Below are 17,638 nucleotides of genomic sequence, written 5' to 3'. Positions count from 1 at the left end.
TGTTATCAACTACATTAAAAAAGCGCCTCTCTAAAATAAGAGAGGCGCACCGTATACGTATGCAGCGATTCTCTTATCTCTCAGTCCGGTATTGCCTACCGGCTGCAGGAATTAGCACCTAGATCATCCGATCTGGTTGCTGGGCTTCACAGGACCTGTTCCTCCGCCACTCTTGATAAGAATTTCATTATACTTTTGTGTTGATCTGTTTGTTACTTTACCTTCCAAACAATAGATTGTCAATAAGAATTTACAATTTAGCGAAAAATCACACACGTTTGATATACTAGTGTAAGAGATAATAGCTAGCAAGATACGAAAGCACGGAGACATTTGACAACACTAGCTGTATGGTTCCGTAAAAATTTGCGGTACACGATAACACCGCTTTAAAACAAGCGATTGATCAAGCTGCAGAAGACGACAAGATACTGTTCTTATTCCATCTAGATCCCCATTTAAATACAGGATTTTCTCATCGGTACGACTATTATTATCAGACATTAAAGGAATTTGTCATCTGCTGTGAAAATAAAAGGCATCCTGTACAACTTCATCACTGTCCCGAATAGAACTGCTGGGGAATCGTTGATAAACACATGCAATGATTTAGAACGTGTAAATTTTTATTTATGATGAAACAGGATTCGGCCGGAAGCGAGACGATTATGTCATCTCCTGCTTGAAGCAAAAGACCATAAACGTGTGCGCCCATCTTGATGATCACATCCATCATGCCGCTAGCATCCTCAAATCGGATAACACCCCTTATCCAGAATGACAATCGGAACGCCTTGATAAGCAGCGGACAATCTTGAAAGATGTTCCTGCAGCATATATTCATAACCCTGTTAAAGTGCGTAATGCACAGCAAGCGCAATATCACTATGTCATTGGAACAGATTATCCCGCGTCGATTACGGACCTTAAACCACAAAGAGAACGAGCTTTGGCTCTGTTAAAACAGCAATAAAAGCCGAATGAACATCATCCGGCTTTACTGTGTACAAGGCCTCCCAACACATACGTACACATCTATTCTCTCTGTATCCCAAAGCGGGCGTTGATTTGTCCGCGAAGCATTTGCTGGCGGCTTTCTCTTTCCGCTTCCTTCCTCTTATCTCTTAGCATCTGCTGACGAATTTCGAAAGTTTGCACACCCTCTTCTCTTTTGTTGGCGATATCAATCAGCTGCTCTACATCTGAAAAAGAGTACTTGCGGTTTCCCTTCGCTGAACGTTCTGGAAAAATGAGCTTGCGTTCTTCATAATAACGAATCTTACGCTCTGTAAGACCAGTCAGCTCGCTCACAATACCTATTGTGATTACTTTCCTGTTCTTATAAGAAGGCTCGTTACTCATCTGTTCACCTCATCATCATGTGCTGTTACAGCTCATTATACCGTAATTTGTAAATACTCCTAGTGTTGTGTAAGGAAACCTAACAAACAACAAAAAACTTCGTTAACTTCACTGACATGTTTAATGCATTTGGATTCGATTATTTATATACTGAATTTATATGAAGAAGGAACTCACAGAAGGGAGCACATAACAGGTGGCAGATGATCAGGAGGCCCTGGATTTAGCCAAACAAATTGTTGAACTCGATTAAAACGTGACGAGTACTGGGAAGATCTTGCAGCATTAGCCGGAGAAAGAGCATTTGAATTGCTTCGACTCGTTCAAAATAGATAATAAAGAAAAGGAGACCTTCGCGATTAAGGCCTCCTTTTCTTATTTCACATAGTTAGGATAATCTGTAATGATACCATCTACACCCGCGCGTATAAGCGGCTGCACTTCACCAGGTGCTCTGACAGTCCACGGCATGATACGCATGCCACGCGCATGAATTCTGCCAACCAGTGTATCGTCCTGTGTCACGTTAGTATAATGTGCATTTACATAATCAGCGTACGAACATATCTTATCCAGTTTCCGATTTGTAAGATCCGCACTTCGTGATGTCAGCACACCGAGCGGGACATGCGGCAGAAGCTGCGACAAGTAAGCGACTGACCCGAAATTAAAAGATTGTAAGATTACTTCTGCATGCAGCACATTAGCCAGTTCATTTCTCTCCAGCATCTCCGCTATCGCTTCTTCGATGCCATCATACAGTTCGGGAGACTTCAGCTCAATTAGGAACTTTGTTTTCCCTTTATATCTCTTGATTACATCCTCCAGCAGCGGTACACGCTCTCCTTCATACACGGAATCGTAAGCAGCACCGACATCGTAATAGTGCAGCGAAGCAAACGACAAATCCCTCACATATACAGTTTCATCCGGCGCATTTGCGCTAGTGCGATTAATGGAAGTATCGTGAATGACAACGAGCTGACCATCTTTTGTCATCTGCACATCCAACTCAATATAATCAGCATGCATCTCGACAGCCAGATCAAAGGCTGCAATCGTGTTCTCTGGTGCAAATCCGGAAGCTCCGCGATGTGCGATGACAGGCAGGCTGCCCTTTTGTAACGACGGATTAGCAAGTGACCTTGTAGCTACTGACTCATACGACGGATTAAACTGATTTGTCATTCAGATCATCTCCCTGTAGGTATCTGGATTGTAATCATTACTTTCATATAGAATGATTTCTTGTACCTTTACTATAACGACTTATTATTAAGGCGATGTTGAGCTGCTGTGTAGAATGATGGAGCTATTTTTAAAAAACTGTAAATCATCAAGGCATACTCCTTGATAGCAAAAACAAAAATAGGTTTGCGAATCATTTTTGTCGGGAATACTATGACTAGTTACAGAAGAAAACTAATTACACTGGAGGTAGTTATAATGAGCTTTATCTTATACCTTATCGTTGGCGGTATTATCGGCTGGCTTGCCGGATTAATTCTTGGCCGCGACGTACCAGGCGGAATCATTGGTAATATTATTGCTGGTATCGTCGGCGCATGGCTCGGCGGTTTGATTTTCGGAGATTTCGGCCCTGACTTAGCTGGCATTGCAATCATCCCAGCTTTAATCGGAGCAATCATCTTAGTCTTTGTACTAAGCTTGATATTAAGAGCGGTACGTAAAAAATAACCGTAAGTTAGAAGTCTTGTAGGCTATACTGCCTACAAGACTTTTTTTGTCGACATTGTTCAAAGTATGTAAAATTAATCCACAAATCAATCCTACATGTAAATCATTTTTCACAAATCCTTCACGAGTGCTCAATTTTCACCAGTTATAGTGTAATTGTTCTAAATCATGACTTTCAGGAAGGAGCAGATTATGACACATGTAGAGCTAGCCGGATTAAAGAAGTCCTATGACGGCAAGAAAAACGTCATTGAGCAAGTCGATTTAAAACTGGAGCAAGGTGAATTTTTCGTGCTGGTTGGACCTTCTGGCTGCGGGAAGAGCACCATCCTCCGTATGATAGCTGGACTAGAGCCAATTACAGATGGCAGCTTATTCGTTAATGGAACACGAATGAATCATGCACCTCCAAATAAACGAAATCTTTCCATGGTCTTTCAAAATTATGCACTATATCCGCATTTGAATGTGGAACAGAATATTATGTTTGGCTTACATACAAAGAAGATATCACGTGAAGAACAACAGCACCGATGTGCAGAAGCAGCTGAAATGCTTGGATTAGCCGACTATTTAAAACGAAAGCCTCGCGAGTTGTCAGGCGGTCAGAGACAGCGTGTCGCCTTGGCAAGAGCAATTGTGACACAGTCGCCTCTTTGCCTTATGGACGAACCGCTGTCAAATTTAGATGCCAAGCTTCGCGCTCGAATGCGTTCAGAAATAAGACAAATTCAGCGTAAGTTAGGAATCACAATGATTTATGTTACACACGATCAAACAGAAGCAATGACAATGGCAGACCGCATGATGATTCTCCATGAAGGCCAGGCCATGCAAATCGGCAAACCGCTTGAAATCTACAATCATCCAGCCAATGCTTTTACAGCAACCTTTATTGGATCTCCTGCCATGAATGTGATGGATGCGAAAATAAATCCAGCCGGCATCCATCTGTCACCGCAATGCACGCTGCCTAACCCGATGAAAAGCAGCAATAAAGAAGCCAGCAAGCAGATACTGTTCGGCATTCGGCCCGAACATATTCTTTTTTCTGCACCCGAACAAGCGGATGCTGTTGTTGAAGTCGTCAATACAGAGATTCTCGGCACGGAAACGCTTATTACATTTATTATGGACGATCCGAAGAAGCAATGGATTGCCCGTTGGAACGGGCAATGGCAATTTTCAGTTGGAGATCAAATTCCGATTCGTTTTGATATGGATTCCATTCATCTCTTTTCCAAAGACAAGGGACGACTGCTTTGGACATCTAATGAAGATGAGCCGAATCAGACAGCCAGAGAGGTGCTCAGATGAATGCCGCCCGTGAACTGCAGTCTGTTCCCGCAGAGGAACAGCAGCCAAGTAAGAGTCGATTTGCATTTTTAGAAGGCTGGCTCTATTTATTGCCTTCTATCGTACTGTTCGGTGTCTTTGTTTTTTATCCAATGTTTCGTACCATATATTTAAGCTTTTTTCTAGCAGATCAGATTGGTCCATTTGAATTTGCCGGTCTGGAAAACTATCACTATATTCTTAGCTCTGATAGTTTTCAAAGCAGCATAAAAGCTACAGTTCTGTTTGTTTTATTCACAGTTCCAGCAACCATCATACTCGCCCTTTTCTTAGCGTTGCTGACCAGTGAGAAGATTATGGGTATAGGCATTTTCCGGACTTTCTTTTCTTCGACAATGGGGATGAGTGTAGCAGCATCCAGTGTTATCTGGATGTTCATGTACAACCCTTCAATCGGGGTGTTCAGCAAGGTTGCCGAGTGGCTTGGTTTACCGGTTATCCAATGGCTGCAAAACCCAGATTACGCTTTGCTGGCAGTCTCTCTTTCCACCATCTGGATGAGCACTGGTTTCGCTTATCTAATCATATTGGGCGGTCTGCAAAATATTGATCCCCATCTGTATGAGAATGCGAGAGTTGCGGGGGTTAGTTATTTTTATCAGCTGCGCCGCATCACGCTGCCTATGCTGTCACCAACTTTGTTCTTTATCGTAACCGTTTCGTTCATTAATGCATTCCAGACATTCGGCCAAATTGACATTCTAACGAAAGGCGGACCTGTGGAATCAACGAATGTAATTGTCTATTCCATCTATAAGGATGCCTTTATCAATAACGACGTCGGATCTGCAAGCGCACAGGCTGTTATCCTGTTTTTCTGTGTTCTAGCGCTAACAGTACTGCAGTTTAAGTTAGGCGAAAGGAAGGTGCACTATCAATGACCAGCACAAAACGCATCAGCCTGTATGCTGTCCTGATTATCTGCACCGCTGTCATGATGTTTCCGATTTTCTACGCTTTCAGTATTTCATTTATGGATGGCGAGGAAGTGCTGGATGGGCAGCTGCTGCCTAGCAGCTTTTCGTTAACGAACTATGCGGAGGTATTTGAGAAGGTTCCGCTGCTCACCTATTTGATTAACAGTTTTGCAACATCAGCAATTGTAATGATTGGCCAGCTGCTCGTGAGCAGTTTAGCAGCATTTGCTTTCGTTTTTATGAAATTCAAGGGCAGGGATTTTGTATTCTTTCTGTTTATCTCGACGATGATGATCCCTTGGGAAGCAACAATGGTTCCGAACTTCATGACAGTCCAAAGTCTTGGATGGACGAATAATTATGTCGGTTTGACCATTCCATTCTTCGCACTTGCATTCGGTACGTTCCTGCTGCGCCAGCATTTTAAAACAATACCGAAGGAGCTTTATGAAGCTTCTCAAGTCGCTGGTATTTCCAGGTTCCGCTTCTTTTGGAACGTTATTCTGCCAGTCAGCAGATCAAGTCTAGTTACTTTGGGTATTTATAGTTTTTTGACAAACTGGAACATGTATTTATGGCCGCTTCTCGTCACCAACACAGAATCGGCGCGGACGGTCCAAATCGGACTTAAACAGCTGCAAACACAAGAGATTGCATCTGATTGGGGCGTCGTAATGGCTGGTGTTGTTATCGTCATACTGCCTACTTTGATACTATTATTCGCCGGGCAGAAAAAATTGCAAAAAGGTCTTACGCAAGGTGCACTCAAATAAAAACGAAAGAGGTTGGATCATGAAAAAACTACTAATTGGTCTATCTGTTTTATTTGTACTTTTTCTAACAGCTTGTTCAGGAACAGAGTCTGCAAGCGGAACAACAGAGGATGGCAAGACGGAAATCATCTTCTGGCATGCAATGGGAGGAGAATTAGAAGCGAGTGTCAACGAAATAGTGGATAATTACAACAAGTCACAAGACAAATATACAGTTAAACCGGTCTACCAAGGTTCTTATGAAGAGTCCCTGACAAAACTAAAAACTGTCGCCGGTACCGAAGATGCGCCGGCAGTAACGCAGATTTTTGAAGCTGGTACGAAGCAGATGATCGACAGCGGTAACGTACAGCCTGTACAGAAATTTATTGATGAGGAGAATTACGATACATCTCAATGGGAAGAAAATATTTCCTCCTATTATCAAGTTGATGGCGAACAATACTCCATGCCGTTTAACTCCTCTACTCCGGTGCTCGTTTATAATAAAGATGCATTTGAGAAAGCAGGATTGGATCCCGAGAATGCACCTCGCACTTACAGTGAGCTGAAGGATGCGGCTGAGAAGCTGACGATTAAAGAAGGCGACCAAACATCACAATATGGTTTGTCTATCCTAAACTATGGCTGGTTCTTCGAGGAATTGCTTGCTACACAAGGCGGCATGTACGTAGATAATGAAAATGGCCGTTCTGGTGAAGCAACGAAAGCTGCGTTCAACGATGAAAAAGGTCAAAAAGTGTTTGAATTAATTAGTGACATGCATGAAGCTGGCACTTTCTACAATGTTGGTCAGACTTGGGATGATATGCGAGCAGCCTTCCAATCCGAAACGATTACAATGATGCTTGATTCATCAGCGGGTGTAAAAGGACTTGTGGATAATGCAGATTTTGAAGTTGGTGTTGCTTATCTGCCTCATCCAGATGGTGTTGATCCGCAAGGTGTTGTTATCGGAGGGGCTTCACTTTGGATGGCAAAAGATATCAGTGAAAAGCAGGAACAGGCTTCTTGGGATTTCATGAAGTATCTTTCCACACCTGAAGTACAAGCAAAATGGCATGTCGAATCTGGATACTTTGCTATCAACCCTGCCGCTTACAAAGAAGATCTTGTAAAGCAGGAATGGGAGGAATACCCGCAGCTGAAAGTGACTGTCGATCAGCTTCATGACACCGTATCTAGCCCAGCTACACAAGGTGCGCTTATCTCTATCTTCCCAGAAGCACGCCAGCAAATTGTAACTGGTATGGAAAGTCTTTACCAAGGTACCGATCCGAAAGAAGCTTTGGATAAAGCAGCTGCAGAAGTTGACACTGTACTCGAAAAAGGAAGCCGCAGCAGATAACAAAGAAACGTGAGAGCAATTGCTCTCACGTTTTTTTAATAGCTCGCCTTACTGGTTCGTTTCTGTTTTCGTTTATTCATAAACTTTTTCACAATAGGATAGACTACGGGACCATATTTAATTGCTTTTCGAATAAGGTTTTTCATATTGAATCGCCTCCACTCTTTTAGTTGTATATGCCCTTCTCTTCCTTGTCTCAAACATGCGCCAATGAGAACGCGATGAACATCCCAAGTGCAGTCACAATGCCTACAATAGATCCGCCTTCTTTATATGCTTCTGGGGCCATTGTGGAGGCTACCATTGCAATGATTGCTCCCCCGGCGAATGAATTGAGGATAGCTTTCGTACTTGCACTTGTATCCTGTAAAAGTACTGCTCCTGCCAAAGCGCTGAGAGCGGATATGATCAAAACGGCAACCCACATAAAAAGGATCTTCTTTCGAGAATAGCCACCGCTTTGCATCCCGGCAGTACTGGAAAGCCCTTCGGGAAAGTTACTGATAAATATGGAAACGATTAAAGCGGTACTGGCTCCTCCTCCGGTTGCTAAGCTCAAACCTATCATTGCCGATTCTGGTATAGCATCCATTACGGTTCCAGCAAAGATTGCCAGCCCTGAACTTGAACCTTTCTTCTCCTCCTTATGTATTTCATGAAGGTCGGCTCTTTTCCGATGTTTCCCGCCATTACGCGAAATAATAGCGTTCAGAATGGTAAAGACTACTGCTCCGCCAAGAAAACCAATCGCTTCTTCTTGTATACCGCCGCTAATCTCGTAAGCCTCTTCTAAAAGCTCGTAAGATGTAGAGCCGATTAAGGCACCTGTCCCTAATGCCATAATGAGACCAATAATCCGTTTCTTGACAGGTACGAGCATGAGCAGTGCAGCTCCAATTAAACTGGCCGATCCTGCAACTGCCCCCCATAAAATAGCTTCCCACATATCCATCTTCCTTTCTTTATCATGTAGAGCCATTGCCATAATATATAGAAATTAAACCTAGGTGAAGCTTTTTCACGTAAAAAAAGACCGTCCAATGACGGTCTCCTGCCCTTTTCATGCAGCAGCTTTCTGAACTTCCATTTTCTTTAGCAAACTGGAGAAGACAGCGGCTAGTACTTGCTGAAAAAGCATACCAATGACAACAGGTATAGCGACGGGAGCTGGAAAGAAGCTGACGGCAAGCACGACACCCGCACTGATATTCCGCATTCCTCCGATGAACGTAATACTGACGATTTCTCTTCTTTGGTAGCGGAATAGTTTTCCAAGCAGCCAGCTTAAGAGATATCCGCAAAATGATAAACAAAATACAAGTACGACTTTAACAAGAATAGATACCTCAAACTCATGCAAGTGCGGAGCTACTAGAGAGCTATTGATCGAAACAACACAGATGAGCCCTAATTTCGAGAATGGAGCTAAATTGGTGCTTAGTTTACTGGTAATTTCCTTGCTGCAGAATTGGTGAACAACCATCCCTGCCAGTGAAGGAACAACAATCATCCACAGCAATCCTTCCATCATTGGAAGGATTTCCATTTGAACTTCTCCGCCTACTAGCAGATGCAGGATGAAGGGCACTAAAATGGGCGACAGCAGCGTACCTACCAGAATTGTAGATAAAGTAAGCCCGATATCTCCTTCCTGCATGGCAACCCAAACAAAAGCGGTAATGCCCGTTGGGATAGCAGTCAGCAGGACAAGTCCCGTTATTGTGAAAAGATCTCCTGGAAAAAACAAATGCCCTAAGCCAAGTGCAATTAGTGGCATCATCACGTGAAGAATGGCTAATGAAAGCAGCATTGGACCTGGATTTTTAACTGCGTGCAGCAAGCTTTTAAAACTAGCTGATAAACTTCCTGCAAATGTCATACAAGCAAAGATCCAAGGCACAAGTGCTTCCCCGTGGTGCAGCATGTCAGCCAGCAAAAAGCCTAGCAGCACACTAGTCGGGGTCAAGAATGGCATGTATTTTGTAAGTACTTTATTGATCATGGAAAGGTATCCGTCCCTTTCTTTTTTGTTTCTCCTTTCAGTATATCAATAAAAATAGTGTTGATATGAATAAAAAAAACGCTGCAGATATCGCAGCGTTTCTCGTTTACTGAATTTCCATTCTCAAATCGCCGACTTTGGCCCAGCCGATTGATTTAATAACATGATAAAGACCTACTGAAATGATTAGCGGAAGCACTACACCGATTGCTACATAAATGATGAATGCATTAACACCTTGGCTTGCAAGAATGTTAAGCGGTGCAATAAAGGAATTTAAGCCTAATCCTGCAAGCTCGTAGCTTGTGGTAAAATCAAACAGCACTGTTGCAATCGGCGCACATACAACCGCTGCTATAAACGGCGGAATCACAAGTGCTGGATTCTTGATTAAGTTAGGGAACTGGACTTTCGGCGTCACAACAAACTGTGCCAGAAAACCACCCAAATCGTTTTGACGAATACTCATAAATGTAAAGCCAACAAATTGAGCTGTGCAGCCAATTAAAGCCGCCGCACTGGATACTGGATCCAGCTGTAAGGCGATTGCTAGCGCCGCAGAAGATGCAGGTGTCATCAGTAAAACACTAAACACTAAGGAAATGACAATTGATGCAAGCAACGGGGAACCTGTAACGGAATTAGCAATCTGTGCACTGATCCAAGTTAGTAATGGTGTCGTTACTGCTGCAAGACCCGCTCCAGCTATCCCGCCTGCAAATACGGCAGCAAATGGGATTGCCATCATATCCAGCGGCGTCTTTCCTGCCACTCGTTTCCCGACAAACGTTGCTACCAAGGCCGCCAGCACTGCACTAATTGGCTGACCTGATACCATAGAAGTCAATAATCCATCGGCGCCCACTGTCATGGCTGCTCCGCCGACTGTCGCACTAATCATAGCACTGAAGATAACTAACGTGTTCCCGCCAAGCTGGACAGCAATTCCAGCTCCTAATGCCGGCGCTAGTAAAGCCTTTGCTACAGTACCAACTGCTGTTAAAGTAGGCCAATTTAAAAATTCACCAAAGGTTTCCATTAACAAACCAATACCGAGGGTCACGAGAACTGCATTAGCCATTCCTTGTGATGCTTTATACATTCGGTCAATTACGTATTCCTTCATTATTCTTGCTCCCTCTTCGCTTTAATAGTTGTTTTATTCTGACTATTAAGCTTTTTTTCTCTCTTCCTCCAATAATGGGCGTGACTCCATACCGGATAGTAAATATTTAATAAGTGCATAATAGTATTTAGATATACTACCATCATTTTTAGATTAAAGTAAATATGTTTTTGCAATTATATGAATTTTTCAGTCTACTTTCTTTTTTTTGAAAGGATTATCTGCACTAGCTTGTCGAGTCGGATATCATTCTAAATCAGGTATTCTGCTGCATCTAAGGAGTCCAATGCTCCCATATACTCCAACATACTCAGCCTAGTAAAACATCCTGCCATTTGATATGGTTATTATTTCATGTTAAAATATTGCCTTATTTGGGTATAACAAAAAAAGCAATAGTCTGTCTAGGACCTTTGCAGGAAAATTCAGGAGGTGCCCACTCATTTCGGATTTAATTGACTATTTCACCAGTAATTTTACGTTTGTACTAGGATATACCTGGGATCACATCAAGCTTGTCGGTTCAGCTATTATTATCGCTATCGTAATTGGTGTCCCATTAGGTATTTATTGCTCCGTTAATAAATACGCTGCCTCAACTATTCTCCAAATTGCTTCAATCATGATGACTATCCCAAGTCTTGCTCTATTTGGAATCATGATACCTATTCTTTCTCTTATAAATGAAGGAATTGGTACGTTACCTGCAGTAATCGCACTTGTGCTTTATTCACAGCTGCCGATTATCCGGAATACGTACACAGCTATTAATAACGTCGATCCTGATATACGGGATGCTGCAAATGGGATTGGTCTGACTACATTCCAACGACTATATAAAGTAGAACTTCCGAATGCAATACCATTAATTATGGCCGGTGTACGCACAGCGACAGTACTCAATATCGGTGTAGGCGCCATTGCTACCTTAATTGGAGCTGGCGGTCTGGGCGGAATTATCTATCAAGGTATTCTTCGTAACAATACAACGATGATACTAGCAGGCGCTCTTTCTGTGGCCGTTTTAGCATTAATTGCTGATTTGTTCTTACGCCTAATCGAAAACCTATTCACACCAAAAGGTGTAAAAAAATGATAAGGGTGACAATATGATTCATTTTAATGATGTAACCAAGGTATATAATGGCAATGTAAAAGCTATTGAAAATATGAACTTTAACGTGGAGGATGGCGAATTAGTAATTATGCTCGGTCCATCCGGCTGCGGAAAAACGACTTTATTGCGCATGGTAAACCAACTGGAAAGTATTACGGATGGCGATATCATGCTAAATGGGAAAAGCGTTAAACATTCTAATAAAATTGAGATGCGCCGAAATATCGGCTATGTTATTCAATCAAATGGTCTATTCCCGAATATGAATATTGAGGATAACGCAATGATCGTCCCCAACTTGCTTGGCTGGGACCGAAAGAAAATGCGTGATCGCTTTAACACACTGATGGAATTAGTCGGCTTAAATCCCGACCAATATCGTAAACGATTTCCGCATGAGCTTTCCGGAGGTCAGCAGCAGCGTGTCGGGGTTGCCCGTGCTTTGGCTGCTGATCCACCTGTCATGCTAATGGATGAGCCGTTTGGTGCGTTGGATCCAATTATCCGTACGCATCTTCAAGAGGAATTCCTGCAGATTCAGAAAGAATTAAAGAAAACGATTCTTTTTGTCAGCCACGATATTGATGAAGCTGTCAAAATGGCAGACAAAATCGCCCTTCTTAAAGGCGGTCAAATGATGCAATACGCAGAACCTGCCAAAATGTTAAACAAGCCAGCAAACAGCTTTGTAGCTGAATTTGTTGGGCAAGATCGTGTCCTGAAAAGTATGAGTCTCTACACTGTGAAAGATTTAGCAACCGCGCTAACATTAAAGCCTGTCTCTGAATCTCTCGAAGCTCAAAATATTAACGAAAACCTTTCCTTGCGCGTAGCTATATCGAAGCTGTTAAACCAGGAAGCGGATCAGTTAATTGTAGAAAATAACAATGGTACGAATAAAGGCAGCATCACTTTAGACTTGATCGAGCAGTTCCTTCATCGTGAGATCAAGGAGAGCGTTTGAGGGGGACTGTAGATATGGAACGGACAAACAAAACCATCGCTCTGATCATTAAGCTCATCTTTTGGGGACTTCTCGCTGCCTTCTTTGTATGGGCGTTTACCAATAGTATGTTCAGTACTATTGTAGAACAGCCGGACACTTTCTTTCGCCTGCTAGGTGAACATGTCACGATTGTCTTACTTTCCGGGGCAGCAGCTGTCCTGCTCGCTGTACCGCTTGGTATTTTCGTTACACGACCCAAATTCCGCAAGTCAGAATGGCTGATTATCGGTATTGCTAACCTTGGTCAAACTGTGCCAAGTTTAGCTGTACTTGCATTAGCTATGGGCTTTCTCGGTATTGGAATCAGCGCAGCAATTGTTGCTCTCTTCGTCTACTCGCTGTTGCCAATCATCCAAAACACAATTGCCGGTATCGATTCTGTTGACGATGACATGATCGATGCTGCCAAAGGAATGGGGCTGACGAATTCTCAAATCCTTTGGAAAATAGAATTGCCAAATGCACTCACTTCGATTATAGCAGGAGTTAGAACAGCGCTAGTTATTAATATTGGTACTGCTGCACTTGCTTACCTGGTTGGTGCAGGCGGTTTAGGAGTATGGATTTTCACTGGTATCCGTCTATTTGATAATGCCTTCCTGATGTCCGGAGCTGTCCCTGTTACCCTGTTAGCCATCCTAATTGACTACTTGTTCAAATGGCTGCAGTTTGCCTTGGTACCTAAAGGACTCCGTTTAGCCAGAAAAGCACAAAATTCGTAATGAAAGGATACCAATAACATGAAAAGACGATTATCCCTGTTTGCATTATTAACAGCAATGCTGCTTGTTCTAAGTTCGTGTGGCCCTGGCGGAAAGAATATTACTGTTGGAGCCAAAACCTTTACTGAACAGCTGGTTTTTGCCAAGATGACTACATTTATCCTAGAAGATAATGGATACAACGTAGAAGAAATCCAGAACTTAGGTTCATCGGCAATTCGCCAAGCAATCGAAACACAGCAAGTAGATTTGACGTGGGAATACGTTGGAACAGCTTTGGTGACTTATCTTGGAGAAGAGCCTATTGTTGATAAAGATAAAGCAATGGAGACACTTCAAAGAGAAGATAAGAAGAACGGTGTAGCTTGGACAAACCTTTTAGAAGCCAATAATACGTATGTCCTTGCGATGAAAGAAGAACAGGCTGCTGAACTTGGCATTGAAACGTTAAGTGATTTAGCAGCATATGAAAACGAAAACCCAAATGAACTGCGTTTTGGTATGGAAACTGAATTTGCAAACCGCGATGATGGAATGCCTGGTTTAGAAGAATACTATGATTTTGACGTTCCTGACTCTAATATTAAAGAAATGGAATTTGGACTCTTCTATACTGCTATAGATAATGGAGAAATTGATGTAACGCAAGGATTTGCTTTCGATCCCCAAATAAAAGAACTCAACTTGAGAATTCTTGAAGATGATCGAAAATTTTTCCCTTCTTATAACTTAGCTGCTTCTATCAACCAAGAAACATTGGATAAATATCCAGAGTTACCGGAACTACTGGAGCCGCTGCAGAAGGCACTGACGAAGGACACACTGCAAGAGCTCAATTATCAGGTAGACATAGAACAAAAGAGTGTAGAACGCGTAGCAAAGGATTTTCTTGAAGAGAATAACTTGCTCAAAGACTGACAAAAACGGCCCTTGCTAGGGTCGTTTTTTCGTTTAGCTTACGATATTATAAGTGTGCATGACATAAGAAAAAGATTTAATATGTTTCTATCTATAGCAATTTTTTTACTAGCAGGTATTGCCGAGATTGGCGTGGGATATCTAATTTAGCTCCGGCTGCGCGAAGGAAAACCTAGTTATCTCGGGTTTCTAGGCGGCATTGCCTTGATACTTTATGGCATAATTGCTACCTTCCAGACCTTCCCTTCATTCGCACGTGTATATGCCGCGTATGGCGGTGTGTTCATAGTATTGTCCTTGTTATGGGGCTGGTTTATCGATAAAAAGACACTTGATTTATACGATTGGATTGGGGCATCTTTATGTATAGCTGGAGTTGCCGTTATGCTTTTAGCACCACGGCATTAAAATAGCTGCCATGCAAAGCTGGCAGCTATTTGTCTCGTTTTTATACAATTGTAGAACCGTCAGAGCTTAAAATATTGCGGTACATGGACGGACGACGATCGCGGAATAATCCCCATTCCGTACGCTGCATGGACAGCTCGTCCAGATCAAATGCAGCAGTAATTATCTCTTCTTTCGTACGCCCTGCTTCAGCCAGTAAGTTCCCTTGCGGCCCAGCAATGAACGAGGATCCATAAAATGTGATAGACGAATCTTCATCTGCTTCCACACCGATTCGATTGGATGCTACCACAGGCATCAGATTAGCAGCTGCATGCCCTCGCATACACATTTGCCAATGATCTTTAGAATCAATGCTAGGGTCTTCTGGCTCAGAACCGATGGCAGTCGGATACAGCAATATTTCTGCACCTTGAAGCGCCATGCTTCGAGCTGCTTCCGGGAACCATTGATCCCAGCAAATTCCTACGCCTATCTTGCCATATGCTGTTTCCCATACTTGAAACCCTGTATCACCAGGTGAGAAATAGTATTTCTCCTCATAACCTGGGCCGTCTGGAATATGCGTTTTGCGGTAAATGCCCAGTACGGTGCCATCGGCATCAATCATGGCTACCGTATTATAATTTGCATTGTTCTTCTTTTCGTAGAAACTGATTGGCAGTACAACGCCAAGCTCTTTGGCAACTCCCCTGAAATGCTGCACAGCTTTGTTCTGCTCCAGCTCGGTTGCATACGTATAATATGCAGGCTTTTCTTTTTGACAGAAATAAGGCGTTTCAAATAACTCCTGTAACAGAATGACATTCGCACCTTTGATTGCTGCTTGGCGAACGAGCTTCTCTGCGTTAGCAATATTTTCTTCCACAATACCAGTGCAAGCCATTTGTGTAGCTGCTACGGTTACTTTTCTCACTGTCTTCCTCCTTTTATTGCTGGCATTTGTTGTGTTGTGCAATGTACATTGCCGCCCTCTTTAATAATCGCCAATCCATCGATTGTCCGAATACGGCGTTCCGGGAACTGCGCCTGCAGCAGCCTTATTGCCCGCTCATCTGTCCCGGCTGCAGTATTACCGAATACCGGCAGGATGATGCCTCCGTTCACAAAGTAAAAGTTGATATAACTAAGTGTTAAACGCGTGTCATTCCAGCTAATCTTTGGTGGCTGCTGAACAGCGACAACTTCAATTTGGCGGCCTCTTGCATCCTTTGTTTCATCAAGTATCCGCAAATTCTCTTGTGTAATCTCATAGTTTTCATCGTCAGGATCATTTGTCACCTGCAGCAGTAATTTGCCTGGCGCTAAGAAGCTGGCAACATTATCAACATGTCCATCTGTTTCGTCACCAGAGACTCCGCGCTTCAGCCAAATCACCTTCTCAATACCAAGGTATTGGCGCAAGTATGCCTCTATCTCCTCTTTAGAAAGATCCGGATTACGGTTCGAATTCAAGAGGCACTCTTCTGTCGTAATAAGTGTCCCTTCACCGTCCACATGTATAGAGCCGCCTTCCAGTACAAGTGGTGCATCTAATTTCTTTACATCTAAGTGTTCTAGAACAGCTGGAGCTACGGCATCATCTAAGTCCCATGGGAAATACTTTTCTCCCCATGCATTAAATCGCCAGTTCACCCCTGCCAAGTTACCTTTGTCGTCACGGACAAACGTTGGACCGTTGTCACGCAGCCACGCGTCATTATGAGAAATCTCCAGCAGTGTAACATTATCGTTGTTTCCTACGTAAGCAACCGCTGTATCTTGCTCCTTGGCATTCACCAAGACAGTAATTGGTTCGAACTCTGCAATTGCCAGAATCAGCTCGGCATACCCGGCACAAACAGATTTCCAATCTTCTGGATAAACGAGCGATTCCTTTACAGGCCAGCTAATCAGCGTACGCTCATGCTCCTCCCATTCGGGAGGCATTGTATATGTGAATTGTTGTTCCATTTTTAGCATCACTCTTCTATATTAGTTTTAAAACGGACTTCCCGGAATATCATATAACAAAATGCACCACTCAACAATCAGTAAGGCTGGTTTTATGATAGATTCCAGAAAATAACTGTTCATATTCATATAGCCTTGCTTGTAAAGAAGGATAAGCGGTTAGACAGAAATAGAGACTTCTTATAAATTGCTTAAAGTTTGACCTCATCAGCAGATTAGCGGTTGTACTTTCCGGCCATAACGCAAGCACTTGTTCCGCTTTCCCCCCTATAACATCAGCGAGTTTCTCTGGATCAACTCCGGCTTGCAGAGAAGAGTGAACAGCTACAGCCATTCGTTCGTCCTCTTCATGCGCTAGAGCACAGAAGGGAAATGCCATTTTGTTAACCATTTCCTTTACGAGCTGGAAGCGTTGATCTGCTGTTACTTCTGGCAGCACAATCAGTTCGTTCAAAGCATCGGCCGTATGTGCCAAAGTGTGAATCCATCCATATTCCTCATCATAGCCTTCTCCATTGGTTTCTTGCTGGATATAACAGTACATTGCGTCATAAACCCGTCGAACCATTGCAGCAGACAAGAAAGCCTCTTGCCAATGGCGGTAAAGAAATGCCGCAACCCATAAGGTCGAGAAGCATCTTGTATATTTAGCTTTGTGGAAAAGATATGCATGAGTGAGGATCTCTTCTAACATTTGTTTCATAATCTCAGTAGATACCAACCCTTCCACAATCCAAGAACTGCCGAATCCATAAACAAGTCTATCCCGTAAGACTGAATCAGGATCCCCAATGTACTGCAGCATAAAGGGAACCAAATCATTTATTTCCTCATTATTTATATGACTGCTGTCGGCAGCCAAGTGTTCAAGTCTTCGTTTCAAAACATCTCGTTCCATTCTCCGCCCCCTCTGCAGCCAAATTATACCACTA

Annotated in this window: 18 protein-coding genes, 2 pseudogenes and 1 riboswitch; of the genes and pseudogenes, 12 read left to right on the top strand and 8 right to left on the bottom strand. The window is 42.9% G+C overall.

Annotated elements, in window-relative coordinates; translation table 11 throughout:
- Positions 1-70 precede the first annotated feature (70 nt).
- A riboswitch (SAM riboswitch) is annotated at positions 71-182 on the bottom strand.
- A gap of 632 nt (positions 183-814) precedes the next feature.
- Positions 815-973, top strand: coding sequence for an FAD-binding domain-containing protein (locus CRO17_RS17320; RefSeq protein WP_179636777.1), 159 nt, complete (start codon positions 815-817; stop codon positions 971-973).
- Positions 974-1,035: 62 nt separating this feature from the next.
- Here the strand turns inward: CRO17_RS17320 and CRO17_RS02355 are convergent, their stop codons facing one another.
- A complete protein-coding gene (locus tag CRO17_RS02355) occupies positions 1,036-1,362 on the bottom strand; it encodes a MerR family transcriptional regulator (protein WP_077306802.1) in 327 nt (108 codons plus the stop codon).
- A 196-nt stretch (positions 1,363-1,558) separates the two neighbouring features.
- Here CRO17_RS02355 and CRO17_RS17670 point away from each other — a divergent pair.
- Positions 1,559-1,698, top strand: a pseudogene (locus CRO17_RS17670) (hypothetical protein).
- Between the two features lie 39 nt (positions 1,699-1,737).
- On the opposite strand, the gene CRO17_RS02350 reads toward CRO17_RS17670, so the two are convergent.
- Positions 1,738-2,550, bottom strand: coding sequence for a glycerophosphodiester phosphodiesterase (locus tag CRO17_RS02350; protein ID WP_097038883.1), 813 nt, complete (start codon positions 2,548-2,550; stop codon positions 1,738-1,740).
- 258 nt (positions 2,551-2,808) lie between these two features.
- Here CRO17_RS02350 and CRO17_RS02345 point away from each other — a divergent pair, with 258 nt between their 5' ends.
- The 5 genes from CRO17_RS02345 to CRO17_RS02325 all read left to right on the top strand — a co-directional run bounded on the left by CRO17_RS02345 (position 2,809) and on the right by CRO17_RS02325 (position 7,454).
- The gene (locus CRO17_RS02345) at positions 2,809-3,060 is read left to right on the top strand and encodes a GlsB/YeaQ/YmgE family stress response membrane protein (RefSeq protein ID WP_097038881.1); all 252 of its coding nucleotides are present in this window, start codon (positions 2,809-2,811) and stop codon (positions 3,058-3,060) included.
- Between the two features lie 192 nt (positions 3,061-3,252).
- On the top strand, positions 3,253-4,377 hold the full coding sequence (locus CRO17_RS02340; RefSeq protein WP_097038879.1) for an ABC transporter ATP-binding protein: 1,125 nt from the start codon (positions 3,253-3,255) through the stop codon (positions 4,375-4,377).
- Positions 4,374-5,297, top strand: coding sequence for a carbohydrate ABC transporter permease (locus CRO17_RS02335; protein ID WP_097038877.1), 924 nt, complete (start codon positions 4,374-4,376; stop codon positions 5,295-5,297). Before CRO17_RS02340 ends, CRO17_RS02335 begins: the two co-directional genes overlap by 4 nt.
- On the top strand, positions 5,294-6,106 hold the full coding sequence (locus CRO17_RS02330) for a carbohydrate ABC transporter permease (RefSeq protein ID WP_097038875.1): 813 nt from the start codon (positions 5,294-5,296) through the stop codon (positions 6,104-6,106). Before CRO17_RS02335 ends, CRO17_RS02330 begins: the two co-directional genes overlap by 4 nt.
- Before the next feature lie 19 nt (positions 6,107-6,125).
- Positions 6,126-7,454: an ABC transporter substrate-binding protein gene (locus CRO17_RS02325; protein WP_097038873.1), complete on the top strand. Its 1,329-nt coding sequence runs from the start codon at positions 6,126-6,128 to the stop codon at positions 7,452-7,454.
- A 196-nt stretch (positions 7,455-7,650) separates the two neighbouring features.
- Here the strand turns inward: CRO17_RS02325 and CRO17_RS02320 are convergent, their stop codons facing one another.
- The 3 genes from CRO17_RS02320 to CRO17_RS02310 form a co-directional block, all read right to left on the bottom strand.
- A complete protein-coding gene (locus CRO17_RS02320) occupies positions 7,651-8,400 on the bottom strand; it encodes a ZIP family metal transporter (RefSeq protein ID WP_097038871.1) in 750 nt (249 codons plus the stop codon).
- Between the two features lie 114 nt (positions 8,401-8,514).
- Positions 8,515-9,456 (bottom strand): bile acid:sodium symporter family protein, encoded by a 942-nt coding sequence (locus CRO17_RS02315; protein ID WP_245864558.1) that lies wholly within the window; start codon positions 9,454-9,456, stop codon positions 8,515-8,517.
- A gap of 106 nt (positions 9,457-9,562) precedes the next feature.
- On the bottom strand, positions 9,563-10,582 hold the full coding sequence (locus tag CRO17_RS02310) for a PTS sugar transporter subunit IIC (protein WP_097038870.1): 1,020 nt from the start codon (positions 10,580-10,582) through the stop codon (positions 9,563-9,565).
- A gap of 364 nt (positions 10,583-10,946) precedes the next feature.
- On the opposite strand from CRO17_RS02310, the gene CRO17_RS02305 reads away from it, so the two are divergent.
- From CRO17_RS02305 to CRO17_RS02285, 5 genes and pseudogenes are all read left to right on the top strand, one after another.
- Positions 10,947-11,678: an ABC transporter permease gene (locus tag CRO17_RS02305; protein WP_342748959.1), complete on the top strand. Its 732-nt coding sequence runs from the start codon at positions 10,947-10,949 to the stop codon at positions 11,676-11,678.
- Positions 11,679-11,691: 13 nt separating this feature from the next.
- Positions 11,692-12,663: an ABC transporter ATP-binding protein gene (locus CRO17_RS02300; protein ID WP_097038866.1), complete on the top strand. Its 972-nt coding sequence runs from the start codon at positions 11,692-11,694 to the stop codon at positions 12,661-12,663.
- A 14-nt stretch (positions 12,664-12,677) separates the two neighbouring features.
- Positions 12,678-13,427 (top strand): ABC transporter permease, encoded by a 750-nt coding sequence (locus tag CRO17_RS02295; protein ID WP_097038865.1) that lies wholly within the window; start codon positions 12,678-12,680, stop codon positions 13,425-13,427.
- Between the two features lie 18 nt (positions 13,428-13,445).
- Positions 13,446-14,345, top strand: coding sequence for a glycine betaine ABC transporter substrate-binding protein (locus tag CRO17_RS02290; protein ID WP_097038863.1), 900 nt, complete (start codon positions 13,446-13,448; stop codon positions 14,343-14,345).
- 81 nt (positions 14,346-14,426) lie between these two features.
- Positions 14,427-14,753: pseudogene (locus CRO17_RS02285) on the top strand (YnfA family protein).
- A gap of 40 nt (positions 14,754-14,793) precedes the next feature.
- On the opposite strand, the gene aguB reads toward CRO17_RS02285, so the two are convergent.
- The 3 genes from aguB to CRO17_RS02270 all read right to left on the bottom strand — a co-directional run bounded on the left by aguB (position 14,794) and on the right by CRO17_RS02270 (position 17,604).
- Positions 14,794-15,669: an N-carbamoylputrescine amidase gene (gene aguB, locus CRO17_RS02280; protein WP_097038861.1), complete on the bottom strand. Its 876-nt coding sequence runs from the start codon at positions 15,667-15,669 to the stop codon at positions 14,794-14,796.
- Entirely contained in the window at positions 15,666-16,706 is a 1,041-nt protein-coding gene (locus CRO17_RS02275; RefSeq protein WP_425444385.1) for an agmatine deiminase family protein, read from the bottom strand. The genes aguB and CRO17_RS02275 overlap by 4 nt, the downstream gene beginning before the upstream one ends.
- Positions 16,707-16,776: 70 nt before the next feature.
- Positions 16,777-17,604, bottom strand: a complete 828-nt coding sequence (locus tag CRO17_RS02270) for a DUF2785 domain-containing protein (protein ID WP_097038857.1) — start codon at positions 17,602-17,604, stop codon at positions 16,777-16,779.
- Between the last annotated feature and the right edge of the window lie 34 nt (positions 17,605-17,638).

Source organism: Terribacillus aidingensis (assembly GCF_900215625.1).
Lineage (GTDB): Bacteria > Bacillota > Bacilli > Bacillales > Amphibacillaceae > Terribacillus > Terribacillus aidingensis.
This window is presented reverse-complemented; position numbering and strand designations above follow the sequence as displayed.